Annotated in this window: 25 protein-coding genes and 2 tRNA genes; 11 read left to right on the top strand and 16 right to left on the bottom strand. The window is 57.2% G+C overall.

Annotated features, from left to right (window positions below):
• Nucleotide 1 precedes the first annotated feature (1 nt).
• The 5 genes from ACJ8J5_RS01285 to mhbT are packed head-to-tail and all read right to left on the bottom strand — an operon-like array spanning nt 2 to nt 5,001.
• A complete protein-coding gene (locus ACJ8J5_RS01285) occupies nt 2–1,195 on the bottom strand; it encodes a 3-hydroxybenzoate 6-monooxygenase (RefSeq protein ID WP_043136451.1) in 1,194 nt (397 codons plus the stop codon).
• A 19-nt stretch (nt 1,196–1,214) separates the two neighbouring features.
• Nucleotides 1,215–1,859 (bottom strand): maleylacetoacetate isomerase, encoded by a 645-nt coding sequence (gene maiA, locus ACJ8J5_RS01280; RefSeq protein ID WP_049208527.1) that lies wholly within the window; start codon nt 1,857–1,859, stop codon nt 1,215–1,217.
• A 19-nt stretch (nt 1,860–1,878) separates the two neighbouring features.
• Complete coding sequence (locus ACJ8J5_RS01275) at nt 1,879–2,580, bottom strand: fumarylacetoacetate hydrolase family protein (RefSeq protein WP_025303616.1); 702 nt, start codon at nt 2,578–2,580, stop codon at nt 1,879–1,881.
• Nucleotides 2,581–2,595: 15 nt separating this feature from the next.
• Entirely contained in the window at nt 2,596–3,633 is a 1,038-nt protein-coding gene (gene gtdA, locus ACJ8J5_RS01270) for a gentisate 1,2-dioxygenase (protein ID WP_049208494.1), read from the bottom strand.
• Between the two features lie 18 nt (nt 3,634–3,651).
• Nucleotides 3,652–5,001 carry a 3-hydroxybenzoate transporter MhbT gene (gene mhbT / locus ACJ8J5_RS01265; RefSeq protein WP_025303618.1) on the bottom strand — a complete coding sequence of 450 codons (1,350 nt, stop codon included), beginning with the start codon at nt 4,999–5,001 and terminating at the stop codon, nt 3,652–3,654.
• A 125-nt stretch (nt 5,002–5,126) separates the two neighbouring features.
• On the opposite strand from mhbT, the gene ACJ8J5_RS01260 reads away from it, so the two are divergent.
• On the top strand, nt 5,127–6,035 hold the full coding sequence (locus ACJ8J5_RS01260; protein WP_060433674.1) for a LysR family transcriptional regulator: 909 nt from the start codon (nt 5,127–5,129) through the stop codon (nt 6,033–6,035).
• A gap of 49 nt (nt 6,036–6,084) precedes the next feature.
• Here ACJ8J5_RS01260 and ttrA read toward each other — a convergent pair whose 3' ends face one another.
• From ttrA to ttrB, 3 genes are read right to left on the bottom strand one after another with little or no spacing between them, the layout of a single operon-like run.
• The gene (gene ttrA / locus ACJ8J5_RS01255; protein WP_414105079.1) at nt 6,085–9,156 is read right to left on the bottom strand and encodes a tetrathionate reductase subunit TtrA; all 3,072 of its coding nucleotides are present in this window, start codon (nt 9,154–9,156) and stop codon (nt 6,085–6,087) included.
• Entirely contained in the window at nt 9,149–10,174 is a 1,026-nt protein-coding gene (ttrC, locus tag ACJ8J5_RS01250) for a tetrathionate reductase subunit TtrC (RefSeq protein WP_148123600.1), read from the bottom strand. Before ttrC ends, ttrA begins: the two co-directional genes overlap by 8 nt.
• Entirely contained in the window at nt 10,171–10,908 is a 738-nt protein-coding gene (gene ttrB / locus ACJ8J5_RS01245) for a tetrathionate reductase subunit TtrB (RefSeq protein ID WP_025303622.1), read from the bottom strand. Before ttrB ends, ttrC begins: the two co-directional genes overlap by 4 nt.
• A 228-nt stretch (nt 10,909–11,136) precedes the next feature.
• Here ttrB and ttrS point away from each other — a divergent pair, with 228 nt between their 5' ends.
• The 4 genes from ttrS (at nt 11,137) to ACJ8J5_RS01225 (ending at nt 15,181) form a co-directional block, all read left to right on the top strand.
• Nucleotides 11,137–12,858, top strand: coding sequence for a tetrathionate respiration histidine kinase TtrS (gene ttrS / locus ACJ8J5_RS01240; protein ID WP_236689672.1), 1,722 nt, complete (start codon nt 11,137–11,139; stop codon nt 12,856–12,858).
• Nucleotides 12,830–13,429: a tetrathionate respiration response regulator TtrR gene (gene ttrR, locus ACJ8J5_RS01235; RefSeq protein WP_414105078.1), complete on the top strand. Its 600-nt coding sequence runs from the start codon at nt 12,830–12,832 to the stop codon at nt 13,427–13,429. The genes ttrS and ttrR overlap by 29 nt, the downstream gene beginning before the upstream one ends.
• A gap of 340 nt (nt 13,430–13,769) precedes the next feature.
• Nucleotides 13,770–14,432, top strand: coding sequence for a VUT family protein (locus ACJ8J5_RS01230; protein ID WP_148123603.1), 663 nt, complete (start codon nt 13,770–13,772; stop codon nt 14,430–14,432).
• 17 nt (nt 14,433–14,449) lie between these two features.
• Nucleotides 14,450–15,181, top strand: coding sequence for a metallophosphoesterase family protein (locus ACJ8J5_RS01225; protein ID WP_043136485.1), 732 nt, complete (start codon nt 14,450–14,452; stop codon nt 15,179–15,181).
• Here the strand turns inward: ACJ8J5_RS01225 and ACJ8J5_RS01220 are convergent.
• Nucleotides 15,174–15,662, bottom strand: a complete 489-nt coding sequence (locus ACJ8J5_RS01220) for a hypothetical protein (protein WP_043136490.1) — start codon at nt 15,660–15,662, stop codon at nt 15,174–15,176. The two genes, ACJ8J5_RS01225 and ACJ8J5_RS01220, sit on opposite strands and share 8 nt — an antisense overlap.
• Nucleotides 15,663–16,316 (bottom strand): helix-turn-helix domain-containing protein, encoded by a 654-nt coding sequence (locus ACJ8J5_RS01215; protein ID WP_414105077.1) that lies wholly within the window; start codon nt 16,314–16,316, stop codon nt 15,663–15,665.
• A gap of 854 nt (nt 16,317–17,170) precedes the next feature.
• Here ACJ8J5_RS01215 and ACJ8J5_RS01210 point away from each other — a divergent pair.
• Nucleotides 17,171–17,413, top strand: coding sequence for a DinI family protein (locus tag ACJ8J5_RS01210; protein ID WP_025303629.1), 243 nt, complete (start codon nt 17,171–17,173; stop codon nt 17,411–17,413).
• 225 nt (nt 17,414–17,638) lie between these two features.
• On the opposite strand, the gene ACJ8J5_RS01205 is transcribed toward ACJ8J5_RS01210, so the two are convergent.
• From ACJ8J5_RS01205 to ACJ8J5_RS01190, 4 genes are all read right to left on the bottom strand, one after another.
• Nucleotides 17,639–17,714, bottom strand: a tRNA-Thr gene (locus ACJ8J5_RS01205).
• A 6-nt stretch (nt 17,715–17,720) separates the two neighbouring features.
• Nucleotides 17,721–17,808 (bottom strand) — tRNA-Ser (locus tag ACJ8J5_RS01200).
• 157 nt (nt 17,809–17,965) lie between these two features.
• Nucleotides 17,966–18,295: an osmotically-inducible lipoprotein OsmE gene (gene osmE, locus ACJ8J5_RS01195; RefSeq protein WP_025303630.1), complete on the bottom strand. Its 330-nt coding sequence runs from the start codon at nt 18,293–18,295 to the stop codon at nt 17,966–17,968.
• Nucleotides 18,296–18,421: 126 nt separating this feature from the next.
• Complete coding sequence (locus ACJ8J5_RS01190) at nt 18,422–18,889, bottom strand: nuclear transport factor 2 family protein (protein ID WP_025303631.1); 468 nt, start codon at nt 18,887–18,889, stop codon at nt 18,422–18,424.
• Between the two features lie 107 nt (nt 18,890–18,996).
• Between ACJ8J5_RS01190 and ACJ8J5_RS01185 the strand changes: the two genes are divergently transcribed.
• Nucleotides 18,997–19,575: a TetR/AcrR family transcriptional regulator gene (locus tag ACJ8J5_RS01185; protein WP_049203662.1), complete on the top strand. Its 579-nt coding sequence runs from the start codon at nt 18,997–18,999 to the stop codon at nt 19,573–19,575.
• Here the strand turns inward: ACJ8J5_RS01185 and ACJ8J5_RS01180 are convergent.
• Together ACJ8J5_RS01180 and ompC are read right to left on the bottom strand one after the other, a co-directional pair.
• A complete protein-coding gene (locus tag ACJ8J5_RS01180) occupies nt 19,569–19,985 on the bottom strand; it encodes a VOC family protein (RefSeq protein WP_025303633.1) in 417 nt (138 codons plus the stop codon). The genes ACJ8J5_RS01185 and ACJ8J5_RS01180 overlap by 7 nt on opposite strands.
• A gap of 158 nt (nt 19,986–20,143) precedes the next feature.
• A complete protein-coding gene (gene ompC, locus ACJ8J5_RS01175) occupies nt 20,144–21,274 on the bottom strand; it encodes a porin OmpC (RefSeq protein ID WP_025303634.1) in 1,131 nt (376 codons plus the stop codon).
• A 702-nt stretch (nt 21,275–21,976) separates the two neighbouring features.
• Between ompC and ACJ8J5_RS01170 the strand changes: the two genes are divergently transcribed.
• From ACJ8J5_RS01170 to rcsB, 4 genes are read left to right on the top strand one after another with little or no spacing between them, the layout of a single operon-like run.
• Nucleotides 21,977–22,384 carry a DUF4186 domain-containing protein gene (locus tag ACJ8J5_RS01170; RefSeq protein WP_062826730.1) on the top strand — a complete coding sequence of 136 codons (408 nt, stop codon included), beginning with the start codon at nt 21,977–21,979 and terminating at the stop codon, nt 22,382–22,384.
• Between the two features lie 54 nt (nt 22,385–22,438).
• Nucleotides 22,439–23,593 (top strand): MFS transporter, encoded by a 1,155-nt coding sequence (locus ACJ8J5_RS01165; RefSeq protein WP_049294881.1) that lies wholly within the window; start codon nt 22,439–22,441, stop codon nt 23,591–23,593.
• A 20-nt stretch (nt 23,594–23,613) separates the two neighbouring features.
• Nucleotides 23,614–26,316, top strand: a complete 2,703-nt coding sequence (gene rcsD, locus ACJ8J5_RS01160; protein WP_049207299.1) for a phosphotransferase RcsD — start codon at nt 23,614–23,616, stop codon at nt 26,314–26,316.
• Nucleotides 26,309–26,959, top strand: a complete 651-nt coding sequence (gene rcsB, locus ACJ8J5_RS01155; RefSeq protein WP_004935900.1) for a response regulator transcription factor RcsB — start codon at nt 26,309–26,311, stop codon at nt 26,957–26,959. The genes rcsD and rcsB overlap by 8 nt, the downstream gene beginning before the upstream one ends.
• Nucleotides 26,960–26,998 lie beyond the last annotated feature (39 nt).

Below are 26,998 nucleotides of genomic sequence, written 5' to 3'. Positions count from 1 at the left end.
CTCAGCGCGGCTGCAGGCAGTTTTCTTCTTTCCAGCCGTACAGCCATTCCATTCCGCGATAAAATTCCGCCTGAGATTTGCCTTTCCATAACAGATTACGCACCTGGCGCTCAACGCCTGCGGCGTGATAAACACGGCCCATCTCACGGGTTGACCAGACGATGCGCGCCGTGCGTGGAATACGTACCGACTCGTACAGGGCAAGCGCTTTTGCCGCATCCCCTCCATGCTCTTCCAGCGCTTTACCCAGCGTTACCGCATCCTCCAGCGCCATGCAGGCTCCCTGTGCCATATACTGTGCCACCGGGTGCGCTGCGTCTCCCACCAGCGTGATACGGTCGTTGCCCCATTTCTCCACCGGTTCACGATCGGCGGTTGACCAGCGGCGCCATGAGGTCGGCTTATCCAGCATCTGGCGCGGACGCGGGTGAATACCGGAAAAATAGGAAAGTACCTCCTCTTTACTGCCCTCCTTCACACCCCATTCCTCCTGCTGACGGCTATGGAACGTCACCACCAGGTTATACTGCTTCCCGCCGCGCAGCGGGTAATGCACCAGATGGCAATGCGGCCCCGCCCACAGTACCGGCGCGTTAATGCGTAAATCCTCCGGCATCTCATCGCAATTAATCACGGCGCGGTAAACCACATGTCCGGTCACCCGCGGCGCATCGCCCAGCAGGTACTGCCGCACCACCGACCTCACGCCATCGCAGCCGATCAGAATATCCGCCGTCCAGCGATTGCCCTGCTCATCAAATACCGTCACATCGTCCACCGTTTGGCTGATACCCGCCACCTGCGTTGAGGTACGGTATTCCACATCCGGATGGGTCAATACCGCTTCCCAAACAGAGGCGTGGATATCCGCCCGATGGATAACCGCATAGGGACCGCCAAAGTGATCGCGAAATGCTTGCCCGGTCTCAATATGCACCACCTCCTGGGCATTGACCGCATCCATCAGGGTAATGTGATCGGTAAAGACGGCGCGCTGACGCGCTACGCCGCCCACACCCAGGCTATCCAGCGCGGAAAAGGCGTTGGGGCCGAGCTGAATACCCGCCCCAATCTCACCAATCTCGTGCGCCTTTTCCAACAACATCACTTTAATGCCCTGGCGAGCCAGCGAGAGCGCAGTCGCTGCGCCGCCAATGCCTCCCCCGACGATAATTGCGCGCATCACTTTAGCCATTGTTTTCCTCCTTTCGGGCTCAGGCTGAGATTTTGTCTTGTTGGTTTTCGGGCGCCGCGGCGATGAACGCCGGGAGACGAGTACAGGCGTCGTAAACCGCTTTACAGCGCGGGTACCCGCTCAGATCGCACCCCATCCGCAGGGCATTCGCCCACTGAGGGATCAGGCAGCAATCCGCCAACGTCGGGGTATCGCCAACGCAGAAGGGTCCTGGCGGCCTCTGGAGCAACAGCTGTTCTACGGCGCTCAGCCCTTGGCGGATCCAGTGCGCATACCAGCGTTTTTTCTCTTCCTCACTCACCTTCAGCTCTTCACTCAGGTAGCGTAAAACCCGCAGGTTATTTACCGGATGAATATCGCAGGCAATAACATAAACGATTTCCAGTATCCGGCTGCGCGCCGGATCGGCCGTCGGTAACAGCGGCGACTGAGGAAAATGGCGATCCAGCCAGTCAATAATCGCCAGCGACTGGCTGAGAGACTCACCGTCGTCCGTGAGCAGCGTCGGCACCAGTCCGACCGGGTTCATTCGCCGATATGCCAGCTCATTCTGCTGCCCGATGCGAATATTGACCCCCACCGTCTGGTAATGGAGGCCTTTCAGCGCCAGCGCAATGCGCACGCGGTAGGACGCTGAGCTATTAAAGAAACTGTACAGCTTCATCATTCACCTCTGAATCGGCTCAGACAATCTTCACGGCGATTGGGGTTAGCCCCTCTACATTGCCGGTAATCACATCGCCTTTCACCACCGCGCCCACCCCTTCCGGCGTCCCGGTAAAAATCAGATCGCCGGGCTGCAGCTCAAAAAAGCCGGACAGATAGCTGATGGTTTCATTCACCGACCAGATCAGATGGCGGATGTCGCTGCGCTGGCGATCGCTGCCGTTGACCTGCAGCCAGATAGGCGCGTTGTTCACGTCGGCGCTGTCGCCGGCTTTATGCAATGGCGCGATGGGCGCAGAAAGATCGAACGACTTGCCGATTTCCCATGGGCGCCCCATCTGACGCATGTCCATCTGCCGATCGCGGCGGGTCATGTCCAGGCCTGTGGCATATCCCCAAATGTATTCATGCGCCTTTTCCAGCGGAATATCGCTCCCCCGTTTGCCAATCGCCACCACCAGTTCGATTTCGTAGTGATAGTTGTCGGTTTGCGACGGATACGGCAACGCCAGCGTTTCGCCGGCCGCCACCGGCACCACCGCATCGGCAGGCTTGCAGAAGAAAAACGGTGGCTCACGATCCGGGTCAAAGCCCATTTCGCGGGCATGCGCAGCATAGTTACGCCCGACGCAGTAGACACGGCGCACGGGAAACTGTTTATCACTCCCCACAACAGGAACCGTCACAGGGGCTTGCGGTGCAAATACGTATTGCGTCATTTTGTCTCTCCCAAATTAATAACGTGCTTCGCGGAACAGTCCCAGGGCTTCCTGAACCGGCCTGTCCGAGAAACTGAATAACACGGTGTCTTCGTCCGCCTGAAACGACACGTCGAACCAGGTCGGCGCCACGAAGATATCTTTTGCCGAAAAGTGAAGGGTTTCGCTGCCGATGCTGACCTGGCCGCGCCCTTCCACCACGTGGTAAATGGTGCTGTCCGTGGTGCGCGCCTTCCGTGAGGAAAAGCCTTTCGGCAGCAGCTGCAGGAAGGCGCCCATCGAGGGCATGGGATAGCCGCCGGTCACCGGGTTGGCGTAGCGCATCTTGTAGCCGTCCCACTCGTCGGCGTCCCCCATGCGGGTGAGGTCGTGCAGCGCTTCCCGGCTGCGATCGTAGCGGTAGTTGAAAATGGGCGATGAGTTGCCTTTCTGATGGCGCAGCGGCAGCATATTGGCCGCATAGCGCGGTAAATAATCCCCCTCCTGGCGCGTCACGGGCTGCTGCTCTTGCGGATAGTCTTCCGCGAAACCGCAACCCAGCAGGTTCACCAGCGGCAGATCCAGCCCGTCCAGCCATACCACCGGCTCCTCGCCGGGATTACCGTGATCGTGCCAGCGCCACTGCGGCGTCAAAATGAAGTCGCCTTCATGCATTTGCGTACGTTCACCGTCAACGGCGGTAAATGCCCCTTTCCCCTCGACGATAAAACGCAATGCCGACTGATTATGGCGATGGCTCGGCGCGACTTCGCCCGGCATGATCAACTGCAATCCGGCATACAGCGTCGGGGTGATGGAGGACTGTCCGCGCAGCATCGGGTTTTCCAGCACCAGCACGCGGCGAACCGCCTCTTTGGCGCCAATCAACTCGCCGCTGGCCAGCAGGTGCGGGCGAATCGCCTGATAGTTCCAGTAAGCCGGAGCGCAGTTTGCATTCGGCGTTTGCGGCACCAAATGGTGCAGCGACTCCCACAATGGGGTCAGGTTCTGCCCGGAAATATGCCGGTAGAACTGCTGGCGGCTGGGATTAACATCCTGATTGCGTTCAGGCATAGGGATTCTCCTTTTCATTCACGACGCTGCGCGAGGCAACGTATCAGGGGCTGGGGCAGACTGGCGAACGACAGCCGTCAGCAGCATTAACATCACCGTACTGATCGCCGCCGGCACGGCAATAATGAAAAATAGCGTATCGAATGAGAAATTCATCGCCATCATCACGCCGCCGGCAAGCGAGCCGACAATCGCGCCGCAGCGGCCAATGGCATTGGACCAGCTGACGCCGGTCGCCCGGCTTTGTGTCGGATAGAGCGTGGCGGTCAAGGCATTCAGCCCAACCTGCGAACCGCTGATGCCGATGCCGGTGCCGAAGATGGCCAGCGCCATCAGCCACAGGCCGTTCTCGCTCAGACCAATCATGACGATACACGCGGCGCCCAGGGCGTAGCTCGCCGCTAACACCCGGAAGGGATTGTATTTGTCCATCAACGCGCCCAGCCCCAGCGCCCCCAGCGTTCCGCCCATCTGGAAAGCGGCGGTCACCCAAGAGGCATGCTGCAGATCTATACCGCGATGGTTAAGCAGCGTCGGCATCCAACTGGAGAGCAGATAGATAATCAACAGGCTCATAAAAAAAACCGCCCAGAGCATGAGAGTAATGCGCAGCTGGCGGCCGGCAAACAGCGGGCTGATGCTCCCTTTGGCCGCCGTAGCGGCTTCGTTGAGGTAAAAATGGGTCTCTTCATCGCACTCTCGGGTGATGCCGCTGACCGTTTTGGCAATCACCTTGCGCGGCAGTTGGCGGCGGACCTGCCAGCGCGGGGATTCCGGCAGGGCAAACAGCAGCACCACAAAGAGCATCAGCGGCAAAACGCCTCCGAGCACCAAAATGCCGTGCCACCCCATCACCGGCACCAGTTGGGCGCTGACGATCCCGCCCAGGGCTGAACCGAGCGTGAAACCGCAGAACATCAGCGTGACCAGCGCACCACGGCGGCGAGCAGGCAGATATTCAGAGGTCATCGTGATGGTGTTCGGCATCGCGCCCCCCAACCCCAGGCCGGTGAGAAAACGTAAAATGACCAGCGTTGGCATATCGGGGGAGAAGGCCGAAATCAGGCTCAGCGTGCCAAACAGCGCCACGCAAAGTTCGATGACGCGCTTGCGGCCAAAGCGGTCAGAAAGCGGGCCGCAAAGCAGTGCGCCCGCCGTCAATCCCAACAACCCCGCGCCAAACAGCGGTGCCAGTTCGCCGGCGGTCAGTTGCCATTGGGTACGGATGTCGGGTGCGATGAAACCAATGGCGGCGGTGTCAAAACCGTCGAACATCACCACCAAAAAGCAGCAGATGATAACGCGCCACTGCGTCTTACCGATGGGAGCAGCATCGATCAGTGCTTGTAAATCACGCCGTTGAGTCATAGTGAGCGCCTCGGTGCAGGTAGGGAGATGTCTGTCTTGTTTTAGGTATGTTACGAATTTGTATCCTTAGCGATAAAATGTACAATGGCTTTTCAGGCAGAGACATAACCGGAGGGTTATAGCAAATGGCGAACTGGGCGCAGAAAATGAAACTTCACCATCTGCAAATGTTGGTGGCGTTGGGTGAGCAGGGAAATCTGACCCACGTTGCCCGGATGATGAACATCTCCCAACCCGCTCTGTCAAAATGGTTGTCACAGCTCGAAGATGAGATTGGGATCACGCTGTTTGAGCGGCATAGCAAAGGGCTGCGCCCCTCCGAGGGGGGGAAACTGCTGCTTCAGCATGCGCAGCGCTTGGTCAACGATCTCGAGCGTTCGCAGTCTGAAATCGCCCGCTTTAAGCAAGGCGGGCTGGTGGGAAGCCTGAAAATCGGCTGTTCGCCGGTCGCCACCGACTGCGTTTCGCAGGCCATATTGAGCCTGCTGCAGGAAATGCCAACGCTGCATCTCAATATTGAGGAAAAGGTGATGACCCCGCTGCTGCACGATCTGATCGCGGGCGCGGTGGACGTCGTCGTGGGCCGCGTTGGCGGGCGGGCGCTGCAACTGCCGCTCAACTATCAAGTGCTCTACACCGAACCGGTATGCTTTGTTGCCCGCCCTCACCATCCGCTGGCGGAATCCGCCTCCCTCACCTGGCGCGATCTCACCCACTGGCGCTGGATTGTCTGGCCGACCGGCACGCCCATCCGCCTCAGCATTGATAATGCGCTGGCGGATAACGGCGTGATGCTGCCCGAAAACACGGTTGAATCGGCATCCATGAACGTCAGTACCAACCTGCTGCAAAGCAGCGATATGATCTCCATTCTTTCTCTACGGCTGGCGCAGCGTTATGCCAGCCAGGGGCAGCTGGCGATCCTGAATCTGCCGAAGATAGAGCAGAAAGGCAGCGTGGGCGTCTTCTGGCGCAACAGCGAACCGCCTTTTGCCGCGCTGAGCCGCTTTTTGCAGCTGCTGACGCAGGCTTAACCCCCCGCACCGTAAAACCAGCTGCCACAGCAGGCCATTACGGCTGCGCCTACGCGGAAAGTTTGACGATGGTCGCAGGGATCCCCTGACGCACCGCCGCACCGGTCACCCAATCCAGCCAGGTATTCGGCACTTCGCGCGTCGGATCGGCAAAGCCCAAATCGTTGAGGTTGATGCCGGCGGCGATGCGCTCATCCATCGCCAGCGGTTCGCCGTCCAGGTAGTGCTGACTGGCCCCCATCTCCCAGTGGCCGTAGCCGTGTTCCACCGCGATCACGCCGGGCATCACGCCCGCCAGTAAACTGATCTGCACCTCTCGACTGCCGCCCGGCGTGCTGATACGTACCCGGTCGCCGTGTTGAATGCCGAAACGCGCTCCGTCCTCCGGGTTCAGCGCCACCAGGTTCACCGGTTTCACGTCGTGCAGGCGCCGGATCACCACGGTGGAGCTGCTCATCACGTTGGATTTGAAGGACATCAGGCGCAGTGGCCACTGCTGCTCAGGGTAGAGCGCTTCCACCGCGCGGCCGTCCGACAAACGCGCCGGATAGCAGGTGGGGCAGCCGCTGAAGCGCTCACCGGTGATCGCATGCCGGTGCTGCGCCACTTCCGCATTCCAGATCTGCAGCGGTTTCTCCCACCGGTTGCCCACGCTGCCGTCGCGGCGGCCGCTGTCGTGATCGGCGAACCGGCCGCCGCGGCTGTAAATAAACGCCACGCGGTCGATTTCATCGGCGCGCAGCGTCTGCGCAAGCTGCGGCAACAAGCGATCGACGCCGCTCAGCGTCAGTTCGTCCGCCCTCGCGGCCGGCACCGGCGCCTTGCCGGCAAACGCCACGTTGGCGGCGGCGCGCAGATAATAATCCTCGGCACGGTTGAGCGGCAGCAGCTCGCCCTGGCCGTCGCCGATAGCGCGATCGCCGAACCCCGGCAGCGCCAGGCGTTTAGCGACGGCGATGCAAAACGCCTCCATGGAAATCGGCTGCCCTTGCGCCGTTTTCGCGGTCGCCGGCGTCACTATCGGCCAGCGCGCGGTAGTGGCCTTGCTGGCGACGCCGCCCCAGGGGGCGCTGAACCCCCAGCTCTCAAAGTTATGGGTGTCCGGGACGATATAGTCGGCCAGCGCCGTCGTTTCGTTGATAAACGCATCGATAGCGATAAACAGCGGCAAACGCGCCGGATCTTTCAATCGTTCCTCCGCCACGCTACGCAACCCGGCGATACCGTACAAGGGGTTGGTCATGTTCGAGATCCAGGCTTTCAGCCCGTACGGATACCCTGCCAACGCCGATGTCAGCAGCTCGGTCAGTTGCCCGGCGACGAACGGATACCAGGGCGCCCTGGCCGGCCAGGGGGAAACGCCCGCCGCCACTTTTTCGCGGTACTCGTCGGAGGTTTCATAGGCGGCCTTGCTGCGCGCGATATTCAGGCCCTTCGGTTTTACCAGGCCGGGAAACTCGACCAGGTTATAGCGCGGCCCCTCAGCGAAGCCGTTGAATTTTCCGCCGCCGACGAACACGCCTCCCGCCAGGCTCAGGTTGCCGATCAGCACGTTAAGCATCATCACCGACCAGGTATTGTAAAACCCGTTTGCCGCCATCATCCCGCCATGGGCGATCACCGCCGCCTTGCGCCCGTGGGCGGTAAAGGCCTCGGCCAGTGCCGCGATGCGTGCCACCGGCACGCCGCATTGCCGGCTGTACGCCTCCGGCGACAGCTTGTCGGCGGCCTCTTTCAAACACTGGAAGCCGCTTTTCACCCCCACCTGCACGCCGTCGTGCAGCGTCACCGTACGGCTTACCCACAGCTCGGCGCTGTCGCACGCCTCGGCCGCCACCAGTTCCCCCGCGCCGTTGACCACCAACGGCGACGCCGACTCGGCGCCATTCAGATCGGCCAACGTCAGATGCTGCCCCGCCCGCGGATGCTCGCTCTCGGCGATCACCAGATGCGTGGCGTTGGTCCAGCTCTTCTCGCCGGCACGTTGCATGGCGGCCTCGGACGGGATGGCGAGATAACCGGCCTGATAACGCCGGTGGTCGAGGATCCAACGGATCATTGCCATCGCCAGCGCCGAGTCGGTGCCCGGCAATATCGGGATCCAATGGCCATGATCGTCCGCCAATGTGGTGGTCAGTGGCAGCGCCGGCGCCACTACCGCATAACGGAACTCGCTGCGCAATCTGGCGCTGGCCAGTTGCCGAGCCTGGCGCTTGAACGGGTTGCCGGACTGTGCCGGCGAGGTCCCCATAAACAGCGCGAATTCGACCTGTTCCCAGTCGGGTTTTACGTGCGGATTTTTGTCCAGATCGTTCATCAGCGCACCGGAACCGGCACGGTAGGCCAGCCCGCAGTATGCGCCGTGCGCGCCGAAGTTTTTGCTGCCGAAACTGTTCTGGGCGAAACGCCGCAGGAAGCCGTCGCGCCCGTCGTCACCGGCGTTGGTCACCAACAGCTGATTGGCTTTCGGCCCCAGCCCCGGCTGCCGGGCATCGATCGGCGTCTCCAGATCGCGGATCGCCCGCAGGCCCTCCACATGCCCCTCGCCGAACAGATCGCCGCCTTCCACCACTTCAGCGATCAACTGCTCAAAGCTGATGCGCTGCCACTTGCCCTCGCCGCGTTTGCCGACCCGCTTCATCGGCTCCAGCACGCGCAGCGGGCTGTAAAGCCCTTCCAGCAGCGTGGCGCCGCGCGCGCAGGCGGTGGAACGGGCGTCGAGGCCGCTTTCGCCGCCCAGCTGCGCCAACGCGTCCTGCAGCGGCAAGGCCGAGTCGACGTGCCGTTCCTGAGACAGCGGATGATACGGGTTGCCGGCAATGCGCAATACCCGGTCGGTCTGCCTGTCCACCCGCACCCGCACGCCGCATTGCGTCCAGCAGCCGAAACACTGGGTCATCGAGATGGCCTGCTGCGGATTGCCTTGCCATTCCGGCCTTGCCCGCCCTTCGGGTGGCAGGGAGTTGCCGTTGATGCGATCCAGGGTCACCCGCCCTGAAGTGCCGTGAATCAAGCCGTCTATCGCCCGTTTGGCGACCTCGCGATAGCTCAGGCCGAAAGCGGACAATCCGCCAAAGGCCAGGCCCACTTTCAACCACTGACGCCGGGTGAGTTTAGCCATGTTGTTTTCTCCGCAGTAAAAACGCCTGTGCTTCACGCACCATGATCATTAACGCCAGCCACAACCCGAAAGTGCCGACGATCGCCAGCAAGCCATCGGTGCCGAGCGGCAGGCTATAAGGGGAATACGTCGCGTTGTATTTCGGGATGGTTTGCACCTCGATCAACAGCGTCCAGCGCATCAGCCAACTCAGCCCCAGTGCGCCGGCCACCAGCAGCGTCGTACCGCCGCGCGGCAAGCGCCGAGAGCCGGCCCAAGCGGCGCACGCCAGCGTCAGCCCCCACAGCGCAATCCATCCCACGGCATACCGGCGCGCCATCGCCTGCGTCTGCAGCCAGTGGCGTACCGCCGCGCCGGATAACGTATCGCCGCATACCCACAGCAGGATCGCCCCGCCGAGCAGCAGTAACGTCAGCAGCATCCCGCGCGCCAGCGGCGCCTGCAGACCGGGCCGTTCGCGCAATGTCAGCAGCAGCAAGGCCAAGAGCGCCTGCAGCGCGCTGAGGAACATCACGATCGGAAATGCGTAGCTGAACCAGATTGGGCGGGCACGCACGACGGAAACCTCACGCCCGGTGTACAACAGCAGGCCAATAGCCACCAGCGCGCAAGCGGGCGCAATCCCACGCAGCAACGCAACCGGCCTGCCCGTCAGCCGCGCAAATTCGAGAGCGAGAAACCACAGGCCGATCAGCAGGGTAAAGAGCGGCAAGAACAGCGCGCCCCACGGCATCCACGACCAGGGCGTCGGGTAGGCGTAGAAATGCCAGAAGCGGGCGGTTTGATGCAGGTCGGCGGTCAGCGCCAGCGGTGCGGTGATGGCGCACGTCAGCCCAATAAACAGCGCCATGCGCTCCAGATGCGCGGCGTTATCTCCACCGCGCCAGCGCCACACGCAGGCCAGCAGCGCAGCACAGGCAGCGATGCCGATAAAGAAGAAATATTGCACGGCCCACGGCAGCCAGCTCACCGCCTGCGGTTGGCCCAGCACTTCTGCGATCATCAGTTGGCGACTCATCGTCCCTCCCCCCATAAGGCAACCTGCGCCCGCCCCGGCAGCGGCGTGACGAAGGCGTCATCCAGCCCCAGATAGAACACATGGGGCGCGGTTTGGTTCTCCGGCTTGAGGACGTTGATCTCGGCCTCATGGCACCGCAGCATTTTGCTCAGCGTGCTGTGCGGATCGCGCATGTCACCGATGATCCGCGCCCCGCCCACGCACGACTCCACGCACGCCGGCAACAATCCCGCCTCCAGCCGGTGTACGCAGAAGGTACATTTGTCCGCCGTTTGGGTGGCGTGATTGATAAAGCGGGCATCGTACGGGCAGGCTTGCACGCAATAGGCACACCCCACGCAGCGCGTGTTGTCGATCACCACGATCCCGTCCTCACGCTGGAAAGTGGCCTGTACCGGGCACACCGGCACGCAGGGTGGGTTGTCGCAGTGGTTGCACAGCCTGGGCAGCAGCACGTTGGTCGCCACCGCTTCACCTTCGAGGCTGACCTGGTACTGGTTTACCGTGGTGCGAAACTCGCCGTGCGGCGTCTGGTTTTCAATGGCGCAGCTCACGGTACAGGCCTGGCACCCGACGCAGCGCCGCAGATCGATCAGCATCGCGTAGCGGCGGCTCGCATCCCCCTCGCGCCGCGTCGGCGCTAACGTCAGCCCGGCCTCCGCCACGGGGATCAGCGAAGCCCCCGCCGTCAACACGCCCAGCTGCTGCAAAAACTGCCGTTTACTGAAGTCCATGCGCCTCTCCCACGCCCTGGGCATCACCCCGATCACGCTATTGATGCCCGTTAGATGAATAAACAATGTCGATGATTTACAGTGTAAAAATGGCATCGATGGCGCTCTATTGTGGTTAACCACATACCGGCCCCAACGTTGATCTAAAACAAGTGGCGGCAGGCAAATTGCCCATCAGGAGGGGCTGTGAGGGTCGTGTTATTACTGCTGTTCAGTCTCGGTTGGGGGATGGCGGCACAGGCGGGAGAGTGGTCGGTCGGCGTGCTGGCGATGCGCGGCGATGCGGCGACCGCGCGTGACTGGCAGCCGCTGATCGACAGCCTCAACGGCAGTGTCGGCGGTGAGCGCTTCCGCCTGCAGCCGCTCGATCTGACGCAGATGCGCGAAGCGGTCAATCGGGGCAGCGTGCAGTTCGTGGTCACTAATCCGGCGCAGTTCGTGCAGTTGAACAGCCGCTATCATCTGCGCTGGCTGGCATCATTGCGCGCCGCCAACGGCGATCGGGCAACGGGCAACATCATCGGCAGCGTGATTCTGGTGCGGCGCGACAGCGGCATCACGACGCCGCAGGCGCTGATGGGCAAAACGCTGGGCGCCATCGATCCGCAGGCCTTCGGCGGCTATCTGACCGGCTATAAGGCGCTCAGCGATGCCGGTATGCGGCCCGATCGCGATTTCCACCTGCGCTTTACCGGTTTCCCTGCCGATGCCCTGCTCTATCTGTTGCGCGAGCGCGCCATTCAGGCCGCCATCGTCCCCGTCTGCCTGCTGGAGAAAATGGATCGAGAAGGCCTGATCAACCCGGCGGATTTTCGCCCGCTGTTGCAACGGCCCACATCGGTTCCCTGCGTCAGCAGCACGCCACTTTACCCCAACTGGTCGTTCGCCGCCCTGCCCGGCCTGGATAACTCACTGGTGGATGCGGTGGCAAGAGCCTTGCTGACCGCACCTCCGCAGTCTCCCTTTCAATGGGGCGCACCGGTCTCGACCAGCGAGGTGGAAGCCTTGCTGCGCGCCGTCAATCAACACCCGGAACAGCGGCGGCTGTGGCTGGATATCAAGAGCTGGCTGATCCAGCATCAGACGGCCGTCGGCCTGTCGCTGGCGGTGCTGGCGCTGTTGATCGTCAACCATATCTGGATCGCGCTGCTGGTACGCCGGCGCGGGCGGCAGTTGCTCCATGCCGGAGAGCAACTGCGGCGGCAGGAGCAGGCGCTGGAGAACGCCAGGCAGCTGAACGTGCTGGGGGAAATGGCCTCCGGCTTCGCGCACGAGCTCAATCAACCGTTGGCGGCTATTCGCCTTTATGCGCAGGGATGCCTGATCCAACTGCGCAAAACGGACGCCGGGCATCCGCTGTTGGGTCCGTTGGAAAATATCGACCGACAGGCGCAGCGCGGCGGCGAGACAATTCATAACCTGCGCCAGTGGGTGCAGCCCACCGCTGAGGCGATAGACCAAACACGCTGGCGACCCGCGGCGGTAAGCGAAACCGCCGAGCGGGTGTGGACGCTGCTGCGCCTGACGCAGCGCTATCCCGACCTGAAACTGTTCAACAACGTGGCGCCTTCGCTGACGCTAACCCTGCCGCCGGCGCTGCTGGAACAGTTGCTGGCGAACCTGCTGCTGAATGCGGCGCAGGCCGGAGCCAACGCCGTCTGGCTTTCCGCCGTCCAGAGCGAACGGGCGATCGAGTTGCATCTGCAGGACAACGCGGGCGGCATGACAACGGCCGGGCTGGAACAGGCTTTTCGCCCCTTCAACACCACCAAAGCCGGCGGCATGGGGCTGGGGTTAGCCATTTGCCGGCGCCTGGCCCGCTACGGCGGCGGCGAAATCCGCCTGGCTAACCGCCCCGCCCCCGACAGCCGCAATGGGCTGTGCATAACGCTGCATTTCATATTGAACGATGAGGAAAACCATGTCGCTAATTCATCTGGTGGACGATGACGCCGCCGTCACCGACGCCTGCCATTTTTTGCTGACCAGCCTCGGCCACGACGTGCAGTGCTGGAATGACAGCGCCGGCTTTTTGGCGCAGGCCGATCTGTTTCAGACCGGGATCGTCTTGCTGGACATGCGGATGCCGATACTCGATGGGCATCAGGCCTACGCTGAGCTGCGCCGCCGCGGTAGTACGCTGGCGGTGGTGTTCCTGTCCGGCCATGGCGACATGCCGATGGCGGTGGAGCAGATGAAGTACGGGGCGGTGGACTTCCTGCAAAAACCGATCGCCGCTGAACCGTTAATCGCCGCCCTCGAACGGGCGCAGCAGGTCTCGGCCAAAGCCCAGCAGCGCCATGAAACTTGCGGCCGCTACCATACGCTCACACCGAAAGAACGCGACATCGCGCAGTTGGTGGTGCGAGGCATGATGAATCGGGAAATGGCGGAGCGGCTGAATATCGCGCTGCGCACCGTAGAGGTTCACCGGGCGAAAGTGATGGAGAAAATGCAGGCCGCTAGCCTGGCGGAATTGGTGATTCAGCTGCAGGCTCTGCCGCCCACGCCCCGGGAGTGAATGCATAAAGCCCTCATCAAGCTAACGTCCCGTATTCCTCTTTCCTTGATTGACACAGCGCGATCCAGGCAATATATTTATTAGAAATATTAATTAATTACGGTAGAATCACCTTTTCTCAACCAACAGGCTATCAGCATTCTCCGCAAAACCCAGTGTAGCGCTTTCGCCTTCAGGAACCCCGTGTGGGAAAGAAGGGGCGTTGCCTTGAATAAAGAGAAATGATGACCATGCAACATGGCTCGAGCATCATTACGCCACTATCTGGCCGCCCGTTTGACGTTTTAAATGAGTATGGATTATGAATAACAGAAGAACACGGACTAAATAAGGAATAAAAATGCAAGGAAATCTCAAGCTCTATGGCCTTTTTGTTGGCCTGACGGTGACCATTATGATCACCTGCGACACGTTGGTTTATAAGGTCTTTGATATCTATGGTTTTAAAATAACGGCAAGCGGCATTGTATTCTCCTTGTGTTTCTTGATATCCACATTGCTGACTGAGGTTTACGGCTATAAATTGTCGGTAAGAGCAATATGGATCATGGTGTTCTGCCAAAGCTTATATGTCATAATACTTAATCTCTCAGCCGTTATTCAGCCAGAAAACAACGATATCGCCACACACTATTATTCTTTATACCATGAATTCTGGCGAGTCATGATAGGCACCTGGGTGTCCGTTCCGGTCGCTTATTTCGCCAATGGTTTTATTATTTCAAAGATGAAGATTATCTTCTCCGGCAAATACTTCTTTATCCGATATATTGTGGGCTCCATGTCTACACAGGCCGCCCTGTTGCTGACAGCCTATCCGATCAGTCTTTCAGGAAAATACACCTTCATGGAGTTGGTTAACATCATAAGCACGACGTGGTCTTATAAAGTTGTCGTCTCTATTGTATTACTGCCGCTCGCCATCGCCTTAGTCGAGTGGGTGAAGAAGATAGAAAATACCGATCATTATGATTGGGGCACCTCATACAATCCATTTAAGTAATATCAACAGGGTCTCACATGAAAGTAATTCAGATTAGCGACATACATATTATGCCTAATGAAAGCGCGCTGGCTTCGAAGCATCTTGCTAATTTCGACAGGGCCATTGACTTCATTAATGCCAATGCCGATAAAATCAATGCCGACTTAATCATTGTGACGGGTGACATCTCTCATGATGGCGATATCCCCTCTTATGAGCGCTTCTTTAAGATAATGAACCGCACTTCCTTACCTTTCTATTTTTTCCCAGGCAACCACGACAACAAAAAGAACCTGGACGATACAGCCCGTAAACAGGGCGGCAGCTACGATATAAACTCGTTTGAAGATGACGAATGGCGCATGCTCAGCATCGACTCGGTGGTCGATAACGAAGATTTCGGCAGGGTCTCGACGCATGCGCTCGACACGCTTGAAAAAGCCATCGTCGCAAGTGACAATAAAAAGGTCGCCGTCTTCTTGCATCATCACCCTATTCCGGTAGGCACCCCGATTGTTGATAGCTGTATGTTAAACAATGCCGAGGAGTTTTTGAGCCTCTGCCAACGATTAAACGTTAAGTTTATCGGCTCAGGCCATGCACATACGCTATTCCAAAGAAAGCTGGGGGAAACCTTAGTCTCTGTTTCCCCGGCGATTTGTTCGCAATGGAAGAACGGCACAAGCGCTGTCAGCAGCATAGACAATTCGGCTTTCAGCGTGATTACGTTCGATGAGCATATTCACGTCGAACCCTGGTTTATTTAATCAACGTCAGTATTGTTTTTTTAGACCTGTCGCTTTTCTTAGCATTTTTCAATGAGGCAGAGAGTGCTCTGCCTTCCTTTACCCCGGCATAAAAGGCTATTTTCGTCGCATCCAAGGACTCGGTTTTGTCGACAAGATCGCGATCCCTTAGAAAATCCGCCCCTGATATTGATATCGAATCAACATCGTTTTTCAACGTCCACATACAGTTTCGTTTCTCTTCATGAATCGACAGTTTGGCCGAGGCGATTTTTATTTTAGATTCGGTCTCGGCGATAAAAGCGATATCTTTCGGATTAACATGCCTGAGAAAATCGCCCTCGATGAGTTGCCCCCAGTTTTTTTTCACGAAAGTATGGGTGCCAAACTCTTTGAAAAGCCAATATCCATCCGCCGTTCGGATCACGCTACGATCTAACGTATAGAGGTAACTGGGAGAGTATATTTTTCTTAACCTTCTCATTATATTAAATAAGTCCATTTATTTCAGCCTCTTTATCGTTTTCAATAGAACACCGACGATCGCATAATCGCTATAGGACTTCACACTGCTATCTGAATCTAATGAGATGTTTGTAAACAACAAGTCGCCGTCGGAAACAAAAACTCGCCTTAAGCATATTGGGTAATTTTTCAGCTTAACCAGGACGATATCGCCATCGCAAAATGGCTCCTTGAGCGAGATCACACAATACGTTCCACGGTCTAATTCAGGCGACAGTGAATTATTCGTTATCTCTACCACAAACAGCGAATCGTCCGTCATGTCATCGACTTCTGTCGTATAGGTATCTGCCGTTCTGATCGTGTTGGCCAGAAAACGTTCTACATCGCTGTAGCTAATGAGTGGAAGCGATCTCACATTGTGTTTGGCCTCTCCCGTGACGCTTAAATCCTTGTCAGTCAGCTCCCCTACTTTTACGCTGAAAAATTCACCAATGGACGCAAGCGTAGAGATCGTGGGATTCCCCACGCCTTTCCTCAGATTATTGATCGTGGCAATACCTATCCCTGTTTCGCTGCTCAACCGACTGGCGTCAATCCCGTGCAGGCGCATGAGGTAAGTAAGGTTTTCACCTATCATTTTCAATGACATACCATTTTCTTCTGATATTTTAATGTTGTTTGGTTGCATTATAATGTTTTAAACCTATACTTTAGTGTCATTAAAGTGAATCAAAAACATTAAACCACTTACAGGGTGGGCATGACAATGGCTCGGGGCCTTTGGTATACGAAATATAAATATAATGCATTGTAATATAATTATTTTATTGTGAATCGCCGTTATTACCGAACGTGATTGGTTGCTTTTTAAATGATTCAATTTACTTATGAAATGGCTGTCTGAGCAGGCTAACTCATATCCCGTTCATCAAACATCAAAGGCGCTTTACAACGCCCGGGTCACGCCATAGCTGACGCGGGAGAAACCCAAAATGCTGATCATTAACCCCGCAGCAATTTAACGCACAGAAGCCAACCTGGAGAGCAAACCGCATCCCGGTTTAATAATTTTAAAGGAAATAAGATGAATGCTTTATTCAGCGCTCATAGAGCGACCATTGCCCAACACTCGGGATTTTTTCTCTGTCAGAACGCGAAGAAGCTGCGTCAGCGCCCGTAGCGCCGAGTTCCGACGCGTACCTGCGTTGATCGATATTATGCCAAGAACGGCGACCAGAAAGGTGGCGCCGGGCCCCCAACACCAGGGAGCCCCAGCCCGACGCCACCGCCTTACGTACTGATTTGTAAGGGAGAAAAATGTAGACTGCGGGGGATAATCGTGCCCTTTGAATATTCACGCCCGAAGTGAGCGGGGAAAATGCAGACCACTGGCCAGACGTAAAGAAATGATGCCGTGGCAGGCTTGGCCGCCCGCTGCGCAAGTAAGAATAAACGCCTTATGCAAAATTGCGCCCTCCTCTTGCCAACCCGCCTTCCTCAGGCCAAAATACTGTACATTAAATCAGTGTTTACAGGTGAGTCATGTTTGTAGAATTAGTGTACGACAAGCGCAACGTCGCTGGGCTACCCAACGCCGCCGAGATTATTCGCAACGAGCTGGAAAAACGCGTGCATGTGCTGTTCCCGGAGGCGGAGGTGCGCGTGAAGCCGATGCAGGCCAACGGCCTGAACTCCGACGCCAGCAAAAGCGATCGTGAGAAGCTGAACCGAATGTTGGAAGAGATGTTCGAAGAAGCGGATCAGTGGCTGGTCACTGATATTTGAACCCTGTCTGATAGCCGGACTCGCCCACCGGCTATATTTCCGCCAGTATATGCAAACGTTCAGCCCTTGGCTAATGGGATTGACGCGGTGCCTCCCCCATCCGGTTATCGGTTGGTTAATGTTAATATCGATGCTATTCGAAGCGCGCGCTGCTGCAGTGTGCACTTTTCTAGCGCACCAATACCATAACAAAAAGCCCCAGCATCGCTGCTGGGGCCTCTGTCATGGTGCCGGCTACCGGAATCGAACTGGTGACCTACTGATTACAAGTCAGTTGCTCTACCTACTGAGCTAAGCCGGCTGAATTTGGCGGAAGGACAGAGATTCGAACTCTGGGAGCTGTTACACTCGACGGTTTTCAAGACCGTTGCCTTAAACCACTCGGCCATCCTTCCAATGGGCGCTGATATTAGCGATACCGTTATGAAATGTCTATCGTTTTGATGCAAAAAAATGGCACAACCGGTGCAGTTGCCTAAACTTCAGGCCTTAAACGCTTAAAAAATGAAAAGCCCCGCGCAAGCGAGGCTTTTTTGGTCGGCCGAAACGCGATTATTTCGGCTGAGAATCGTAGTCTGAACAGGTTTGATAGCCCTTGTTCATGACATGGCCCGTGTCGTTGTAGCTGACAAAGTAGGTTTGCACCTTGCCGTCGCGCGGCGCCACCGCATAGGTGTCGCAGGTGCCCTGCGCATGAACCAGTGTGGCAGTGGTCGACGGTGGACCCGCGATAGCCCGCACCTGCTGCTTGGTCATCCCTACTTTGACATCGCTGACCACCGGCTCATTGACATAGCTGGCTGCGCGATCATAGGTGGTACAACCGGCAAGAATGGAGAATACCGCCGCAGTGCCGACGGCCAAAACCAACTTCTTCGTCATAGCTTGTCCTCTTGGAGTGCATTTGTTGTTCCCTAAGTCTAGAAGCGGGAAGGCTTTTCTACAAATTCCCCTTTGTCGATCGGTGCGCTTTTGCTCTCAAAAGGCCATCGCAGCATCCCATCAGATTCAAAAACCGAAATCGCTCAGGGCCGGGACATCGTCCGGGCGCCGGCCGAGCGGCCAATGAAAACGCCGATCCTGTTCGCGGATCGGCATGTCGTTGATGCAGGCGTGACGGTTGATCATCAGCCCCTCCTGATTGAACTCCCAGTTCTCATTGCCGAAGCTGCGATACCAGTTGCCGGAATCGTCGCGCCATTCATAGGCAAAACGCACCGCGATGCGCGCGCCGTCAAACGCCCACAGCTCCTTAATCAGCCGATACTCCAGTTCTTTCGCCCACTTGCGTTGCAAAAAGCCGACCACCGCCGCGCGCCCATCGACAAATTCCGCGCGGTTACGCCAGTGGGTATCGAGGGAATACACCTGCGATACACGTTCGGGATCGCGGCTATTCCAGGCATCCTCCGCCAGCCGCACCTTCTCGATAGCGGATTCGCGGGTAAAAGGCGGCAATGGGGGTTTAATACTCATGTTTATCTCCTAAGTGAAGGCGTGTAGACAACTCTGTCTACATCATTACGCTAGCGCATGTAGACAGAGTTGTCTACAATCACTCGGAAATAGCCAGGGAGAAAATGATGACCGCCGATCTCAACGCCTTACCCGCCCGCCAGCGTATCCTGCTGACGGCGCACGATCTGTTTTATCAAGAAGGGATCCGCGCCACCGGCATCGATCGCATCATCAAAGAATCGGGCGTGACCAAGGTGACCTTCTATCGCCACTTTCCCAGCAAGAATGATTTAATTACGGCGTTTTTGACCTATCGCCATCAGCAGTGGCTCACCTGGTTCAGCACATCGCTGGCCCATCATGTGGCGCAAACCGGTGGGCTGCTGCCGGCGTTGGCGCCCTGCCTGGCGGAGTGGTTCGACGAACCGCGCTTTCGCGGCTGCGCATTTATCAATACGGCGGTGGAAATCGCCGATCTGCTGCCGGAAAGCCTGCACATCGCCAGCCGGCATAAGCGGCAAATGGCGGAGGAACTGGCACGTCACCTGCCCGCCGGCCCACAGCAGGAACAGCAGGCAGCAATGCTGGCGATGCTGATCGACGGCGCCATCGTCAGAGTGCAGATAGAGCGGCAACCGCAGGCGGCGCTGCAGGTGCTGAATGCCGCTCTGGCGTTGCTGGCACAAGGCGGGTTCGATCAGTAATTGGCCCAGATGCCCGGCGTCACCAGTTCTAACAGGTGGGCGTCGGGATCGCGAAAATAAATACTCTCCCCGCCGTGTTCCCAGCGCATCCGCCCCTCAATCTCCACGCCGTTGGCCGTCAGATGCCGTTCCCAGTGTGGCAGTTGCGCTTTCGCCACCGCCAGCCCGATATGCGCTGGCCCCACGCCATCGTGCGCAGGAATAAACCCGGTAGGATAGTGCGCCCCGCGCAGCGAGTCGCCCTCGATAAACAGCAACAGTACGCTTCGATCGCCGACGTTATAGGCGCGAAACCGTTCGTTAGCGACCATCGCCGGCAGTTTCAGCACCTCCCGGTAAAAAGCGTCCGCGCGTTCAATATCGCTGACGTACAGCACCGTTTCGATCACCTTGTCGATCTTGAGTTCCATATCATCCCCCTCTTTTTCTGTACTGACAGCGTAGGCTTAGAGGAGGAAAACCACGGTACTTCCCGTGCCGATAGCGGATCAATCCGTGCTTTTTTACCGGCTTACAGGCAAAAAAAACGCGGCCCGAAGGCCGCGCGATGACGTTCACACTGAGGTGCTTAGAACTGGTAAACCAGGCCCACGGCAACCACGTTGTCGGTGTTGATACCGGCAGCGTCGGTGAAGTCGTTGTTGTCCACCAGGTTGATTTTGTAATCAACATAGGTGGACATGTTTTTGTTGAAGAAGTAGGTCGCACCCAGGTCGACGAATTTGACCAGATCTTGATCGCCGTAGTCCTTGCCGTTGCCGGCGCGGCCCAGGTCTTTACCTTTGGTCTGGTTATAACCCACGAACGGACGCAGACCGAAGTCGAACTGGTAGTGCGCGTAGGCTTCGAAGCTCTGCGCCTTGTTGGCGTAGCCATAAACGCTGCTGTCAGAACTACCGAAACGCGCCGCATTGTAGGACTGGGTGAACATCACCGCCAGGTAGACGTCGTTGGCGTCATATTTCAGACCGCCGGAGTACCCTTCGGCCTTGTCGCCGCGACCCATGATGTTCTGATGACCGTTACCGCCGTTCTGCTCGCTGGTACGACGCGAGTTGAAGAAGGCACCTGCGGCGCTGATGCCGTAGCCCATGTCATAGCTCATGGACATACCGTAGCCTTCGCCGTTTTGACCCAGAACGTCACGACCGTTGTTGGTCTCTTCGCCGTTGCCGTTTTTACCCTGGTACTGCAGGGCGAAGTTCAGGCCGTCAACCAGACCGAAGAAGTCGTTGTTACGGTAGGTCGCCAGGCCGCTGGAGCGCTGGAACATGAACTGGTCGGCGCCGTAGGTCATACCGTCGAACTCAGGCTGCAAGTCGGTATACGCCGCGACGTCGTACAGCACGCCGGTGTTACGGCCGTAGTCGAAGGAGCCATAGTCGCCGAATTTCAGACCGGCGAAGCCGTAACGGGTGAAGTTCTTGTTGTCCTGGCTTTCAGCGTGATTCAGGTTCGCCTGATATTCCCACTGGCCGTAACCGGTCAGCTGATCGCTGATTTGCGTTTCGCCGCGCAGGCCAAAACGCATATAAGACTGATCGCCGTCCACGCCGTTGTTGCTGGAGAAATAGTGAAGACCGTCGACTTTACCGTACAAATCCAGTTTATTACCGTCTTTGTTGTAGATTTCCGCCGCGCCTGCTGTGCCTGCAACCAGCAGTGCGGGTACCATCAGAGAGAGTACTCGAAGTTTCATCGTTATTATCCTCGTTAATTATGTCGAGCTACGGCCACTGCCCTTTTCGAGCATTATTAGCACGACTGTGCATTACCATTCTGGTAACAAGGGTTATATTAATCCAGAAAGAAAATGATACCAAGTATCCGATAGTGTTTCAGTGTAATTAATAAAGGTTTCCAAATGTAAATACGCGCGAACTTTCACAAAACATTACAGACAAACAAAATAAAGCACTTAAAGACAAAGAATAGATTAATTGATAAAAAATCATGTAGTTATACATATCTTTAAGAAAAAAAAGCCAACCATACAATTGAGCCAGACAATAAGCACATTGTGCCAAAACGCCGTCCGCACGCAGCCGCTATAATCACCTCGCTATCATCATTATTTTCATTATTACCTTCATTATCCGAGATCCGAGGATAATTTCTGCACTCCTTTAACCGGCTTCTGGCCGGTTTTTTATTTTTCTCCATACTCTCCTCACAATTCCGACTCGTACAAATAGCACGCAAATAAATAACTTAATGATATAGTTTCATTAATTTACTTTCGCACTAATTGCTAATCTTTTCCCTTATTTTAGTCTACAAATTGAAATTACTTTTCATTTCGTGCTTTATCCCACCGATTATTTCCCGCCACAGGCACAATTAGCCGCAGAGTTTCAATTCTGATAACCTGAAAAAAATGCACCTCCAGCGAGTAAAATTCATGATGCCCTTTCAACCCGACGTGCTGTGGCGGCGGCTACAAACCTCCCCCTTCCGCGCTCGCTTCCGTTTAAATGCCAAAGACCAGACTTATCTCGACGGCAAGGGATTGCCGCTGATACTCAGCCATGCCCGCGATTTTATCGACCGCCGCCTGGCCGCCGCCCATCCTAAGAATGACGGCAAGCAAACACCGATGCGCGGCCACCCGGTGTTCGTCGCCCAGCATGCCACCGCTACCTGCTGCCGCAGCTGTCTGGAAAAGTGGCACGGCATACCGCAAGGCGTCGCACTGAACGAGCAGCAAAAGGAGTATATTGTCCAAGCTATCGCGCTGTGGCTGGTGCGCAGAGGCGGTGCCAGGGAGATGTCAGGCGCGAATATTTTCGATCCGGATCGCGGATTGTGATAAAAACTGTCAGTAACTTTCACCATTCTTTTGACCCAAGATCCTGACGCTTACATGACAGCTACCTTGTGCAATGAACAGCAAACGCCCGGCATTCCTCAACAGATCGCCACCCGTCTGGCCTTTTTCGTCGCCGGTCTCGGCATGGCCGCCTGGGCGCCGCTGGTCCCCTTCGCCAAAGCGCGCATCGGTATCGATGACGGTTCGCTCGGCCTGTTGCTGCTCTGTATCGGCGCCGGCTCCTTGTTGGCGATGCCGCTGACCGGTTTCCTGACCGGCAAACTGGGCTGCCGCGCGGTGATCCTGATGGCGGGTCTGGGATTGTGTATTGATCTGCCGCTGTTGGCACTGATGGATTCCCTCGGCGGCATGGCCGTAGCGCTGCTGCTATTCGGTGCGGCAATCGGCATGATCGACGTAGCGATGAACGTTCAGGCGGTGATCGTCGAACGCGCCAGCGGCAAGGCGATGATGTCCGGCTTTCACGGTTTCTTCAGCATCGGCGGCATTGCCGGCGCCGGCGGCGTCAGCGCGTTGCTGTGGTTGGGGCTGACACCGCTGCAATCCACCCTGCTCACCGTGCTAGCGGTGATAGTCCTGCTGGCGCTTGCCAGCCGCCATCTGCTGCGTGAGAGCGGCGCCGACGACGGCGGGCCGATGTTCGTCTTGCCGCGCGGTTGGGTGATGTTCATCGGCATTCTGTGCTTTATCATGTTTCTGGCGGAAGGATCGATGCTCGACTGGAGCGCGCTGTTCCTCACCACGTTGCGCGGTGTCGAACACAGCCAGGCCGGTCTGGGCTATGCGCTGTTTTCCATCACCATGACGCTCGGCCGCCTCAATGGCGATCGGGTGGTGAACTCGCTGGGCCGCTACCGGGTGCTGCTGCTGGGCAGCCTGTGTGCCGCTTTCGGCCTGGGTCTGGCCATCGCCTTCAATCACGCCACCGTTTCGCTGGCCGGTTTCATGTTGGTCGGCCTGGGCGCCTCGAACGTCGTGCCGATCCTGTTCAGCGCCGCAGGCAACCAGCGCGACATGCCGGCCAATTTGGCGATCGCTTCCGTCACCACCGTCGGCTATGCCGGTATTCTGGCCGGCCCGGCGCTGATCGGCTTCATCGCTCAGTTTTCCAACCTGACGGTGGCCTTCGCCTGCGTAGCCGCTCTGCTGTTGGCGGTGACCGCCAGCGCCAGGGCCGTCACTCGCTGATTCAGGAATGCGCAGCCACTATGCAAAATAAACAACTGACCATCAGCTCCAGCAACATTACCCGCTGCTTCCTGCTGTTTATCGTGCTGCTGACGATCGGCATCGGTCTGTATGGCTACAACTACACCAATGCCTGGCTGGCGGAAAAGAAATACACGCTCAATAGCATCGCCGGTTCGCTGCAAAAGCGTATCGATACCTACCGCTATATGACCTATCAGGTCTATGACAAATTCGGCAATGCGCCGGCGCAGAATGTCGATCCCGGTTTGCAGGAAACCCGCCTGCGGCCCGACGTCTATTATGTCGAGAAACCGCACAAGAAAACCGACGCGGTGATCTTCGGCAGCCATGACGAGAACACGCTGGCGATGATCGCCAACATCTCGGACTACCTGGATACCCGCTGGGGCGCCAAGACCGAGAACTACGCCATGTATTACCTCAATGGTCAGGACAACAGCCTCAGCCTGATCACTACCCAGCCGCTCAAAGAGCTGGCTTCGCGCTTTCGGGAAAGCTACCTGACCACCTCGGCGGACGAACGCCGCGCCGAGATGCTGCAGCAGGCCAATATGCTCGACGAACGCGAGAGTTTTTCCGATCTGCGCAAGCAACGCTTCCAGAACGCCTATTCGTTTTCGATTCGCACCACCTTTAATCAGCCGGGGCATCTGGCGACGGTGATCGCCTTTGATTTGCCGATCAACGACATCATTCCGGCCAATCTGGCCCGCGCCAATTTCCTGCTGCTGCCGGATGATGTCGATCTCGACGACAGCACCATCCCGTCGGAAACCGTCCTCGGTACCCATGCAACGATGAGCGGGGGCTGGGTGGAGTTCAGCGCCGCCCTGCCCAATGCGCCGCTGAAGGTGGTGTATCGCGTTTCGGCTATCAATCTGGCCATCGATCTGCTGCGCAACAACATCTGGCTGATCGCAGTCAACTTGCTGCTGCTGGCGCTGTCGATGCTGAGCATCTACTTTATCCGCCGCCAGTACATTCGCCCGAGCGAAAACATGGCAGTGGAACTGGAGGCCGAGCGCGCGCTGAATCGGGAGATCGTCTCCAGCCTGCCCTCCGGCCTGCTGGTCTACAGCTTCGCCAACAATACGGTGATCGCCAGCAACAAAATCGCCGAACACCTGCTGCCGCATCTCAGCCTGCAAAAGATCGCCCATATGGCCGAACAGCATCACGGAGTGATCCAGGCGACGGTCAACAACGAGGTGTATGAAATTCGCATTTTCCGCAGCCAGCTCTCACCGGACACCTACCTGTTCCTGATGAACGATCAGGATAAAGAGGTGATGGTGAACAAGCGGCTGCAGCAGGCGCGGCGCGAATACGACAAAAACGTTCAGGCGCGCAAACTGATGCTGCACAATCTGGGCATCGAGCTGAATCAGCCGGTACGTCAGATGCACGATCTGGTCGACCGCCTGCACAACCGGCCGGATGAGGAACAACAGCAGGCGCTGCTGGGCCAGCTGACGACGGCGTCGGCTTCGGTACTGGAGTTGATCGATAACATCACCCTGCTGACCCGGCTGGAAACCCAGGACTGGCAACCCACACGCGAGCCGTTCAACCCAACGGCGCTGATCGACGAGTTACTGCTGGAGGCCCTGCCTGCCCTCAATCAAAAGGGGCTGGCGCTGTTCAAGCATTTCCAGCTGGACGTCGAGCAGAACTATATCGGCGACGCCAACGCGCTGCGCAAGGTGATCTCGCTGCTGGTGCATTACGCCATTATCACTACCGCCTGCGGCAAGATTTCTCTGGTCATCGACCATGAGCCCGAGCACCCTGACCGCCTGATTTTCCAAATCAACGACACCGGCTCCGGCATCTCCAACGAAGAGATCAGCAACCTCAACTATCCGTTCCTCAGCCAGACGCTGGTGGACCGCTTCAACCACGGTTCCGGCCTCACCTTCTTCCTGTGCAATCAGCTGTGCAAGAAGCTTAACGGCCAGTTGGACATTCGCAGCAAGGTGGATATCGGCACTCGCTACACCATTCGCGTCGCCATGGAGATGGAGAAAAAAGAACCGCAGGAGCAGGAAAAGCTGCTCGACGGCGTCACCGCCCTGCTGGACGTCACGTCGGATGAAGTGCGCGGCATCGTGACCCGCCTGTTGCAGGCCTACGGCGCCGACTGTCTCGTCGCCGAAGATCGCGCGGTCAATCGCGATTATGACGTGCTGCTGACGGATAACCCGCAGCGGGCCGATGACTACACCCTGCTGCTGGCGACCGATGAGCCGGGTTGGCAAGCGCTGGATAAACGCTACATTCGGGTGAACTACAACCTGAACGGCGCATTAATCGACGCCGTGCTGATGCTGATCGAACAGCAAATGGCCGCGCTGGAACAGGAAGAAAGCCCGCTTTCATTGAGTTCAGAAGATATCCAACTCTATGAAAAACAATTGAAATCAAGTGATTACTATGGGCTGTTTGTCGATACAGTACCCGACGATGTCAAAAAACTGTATACTGAGGCGGGCAGCAGTGATTTCAATGCGCTGTCACAAACCGCACACCGCCTGAAAGGCGTGTTTGCCATGTTAAATCTGCTTCCCGGCAAGCAGCTGTGCGAATCGTTAGAACAGCGTATCGCAGAAGGTGATGCGCCCGAGATCGAGAATAACATCAGTCAGATTGATTTTTTCGTCAGCAGACTGCTGAAGCAAGGTAGCCAACAACATGAATAACCTGAACGTAATTATTGCTGATGACCATCCTATCGTACTGTTTGGCATCCGGAAGTCACTTGAGCAAATTGAATGGGTGAATGTCGTTGGGGAGTTCGAAGACTCAACCGCACTGATCAACAATCTGTCCAAGCTGGACGCCAACGTGCTGATCACCGATCTGTCGATGCCGGGTGACAAGTATGGCGACGGCATCACGCTGATTAAGTACATCAAGCGTCACTATCCGCAGTTGTCGATCATCGTGCTGACCATGAACAACAACCCGGCGATCCTGAGCGCGGTATTGGATCTGGATATCGAAGGCATCGTGCTGAAACAAGGCGCGCCGACCGATCTGCCGAAGGCGCTGGCCGCCCTGCAGAAAGGCAAGAAGTTCACGCCGGAAAGCGTCTCTAAACTGCTGGAAAAAATCAGCGCCAGCGGCTATGGCGACAAACGCCTGTCGCCGAAAGAAAGCGAAGTGCTGCGTCTGTTCGCCGAAGGTTTCCTGGTGACCGAAATCGCTAAGAAGCTCAACCGCAGCATCAAAACCATCAGCAGCCAGAAAAAATCGGCGATGATGAAGCTGGGCGTCGAGAACGACATCGCCCTGCTCAACTATCTCTCGTCCGTCAGCATGACGCCGTTGGACAAAGACTAAAGCCCGCCTCACGGCAGGTGAACGCCAAACAGGCACGGC

The sequence above is a fragment of the Serratia sp. CY43202 genome (assembly GCF_052168755.1).
GTDB lineage: Bacteria > Pseudomonadota > Gammaproteobacteria > Enterobacterales > Enterobacteriaceae > Serratia > Serratia bockelmannii.
The sequence above is the reverse complement of the archived record's forward strand: the minus strand, read 5'-3'. Positions and strand labels throughout refer to the sequence as shown.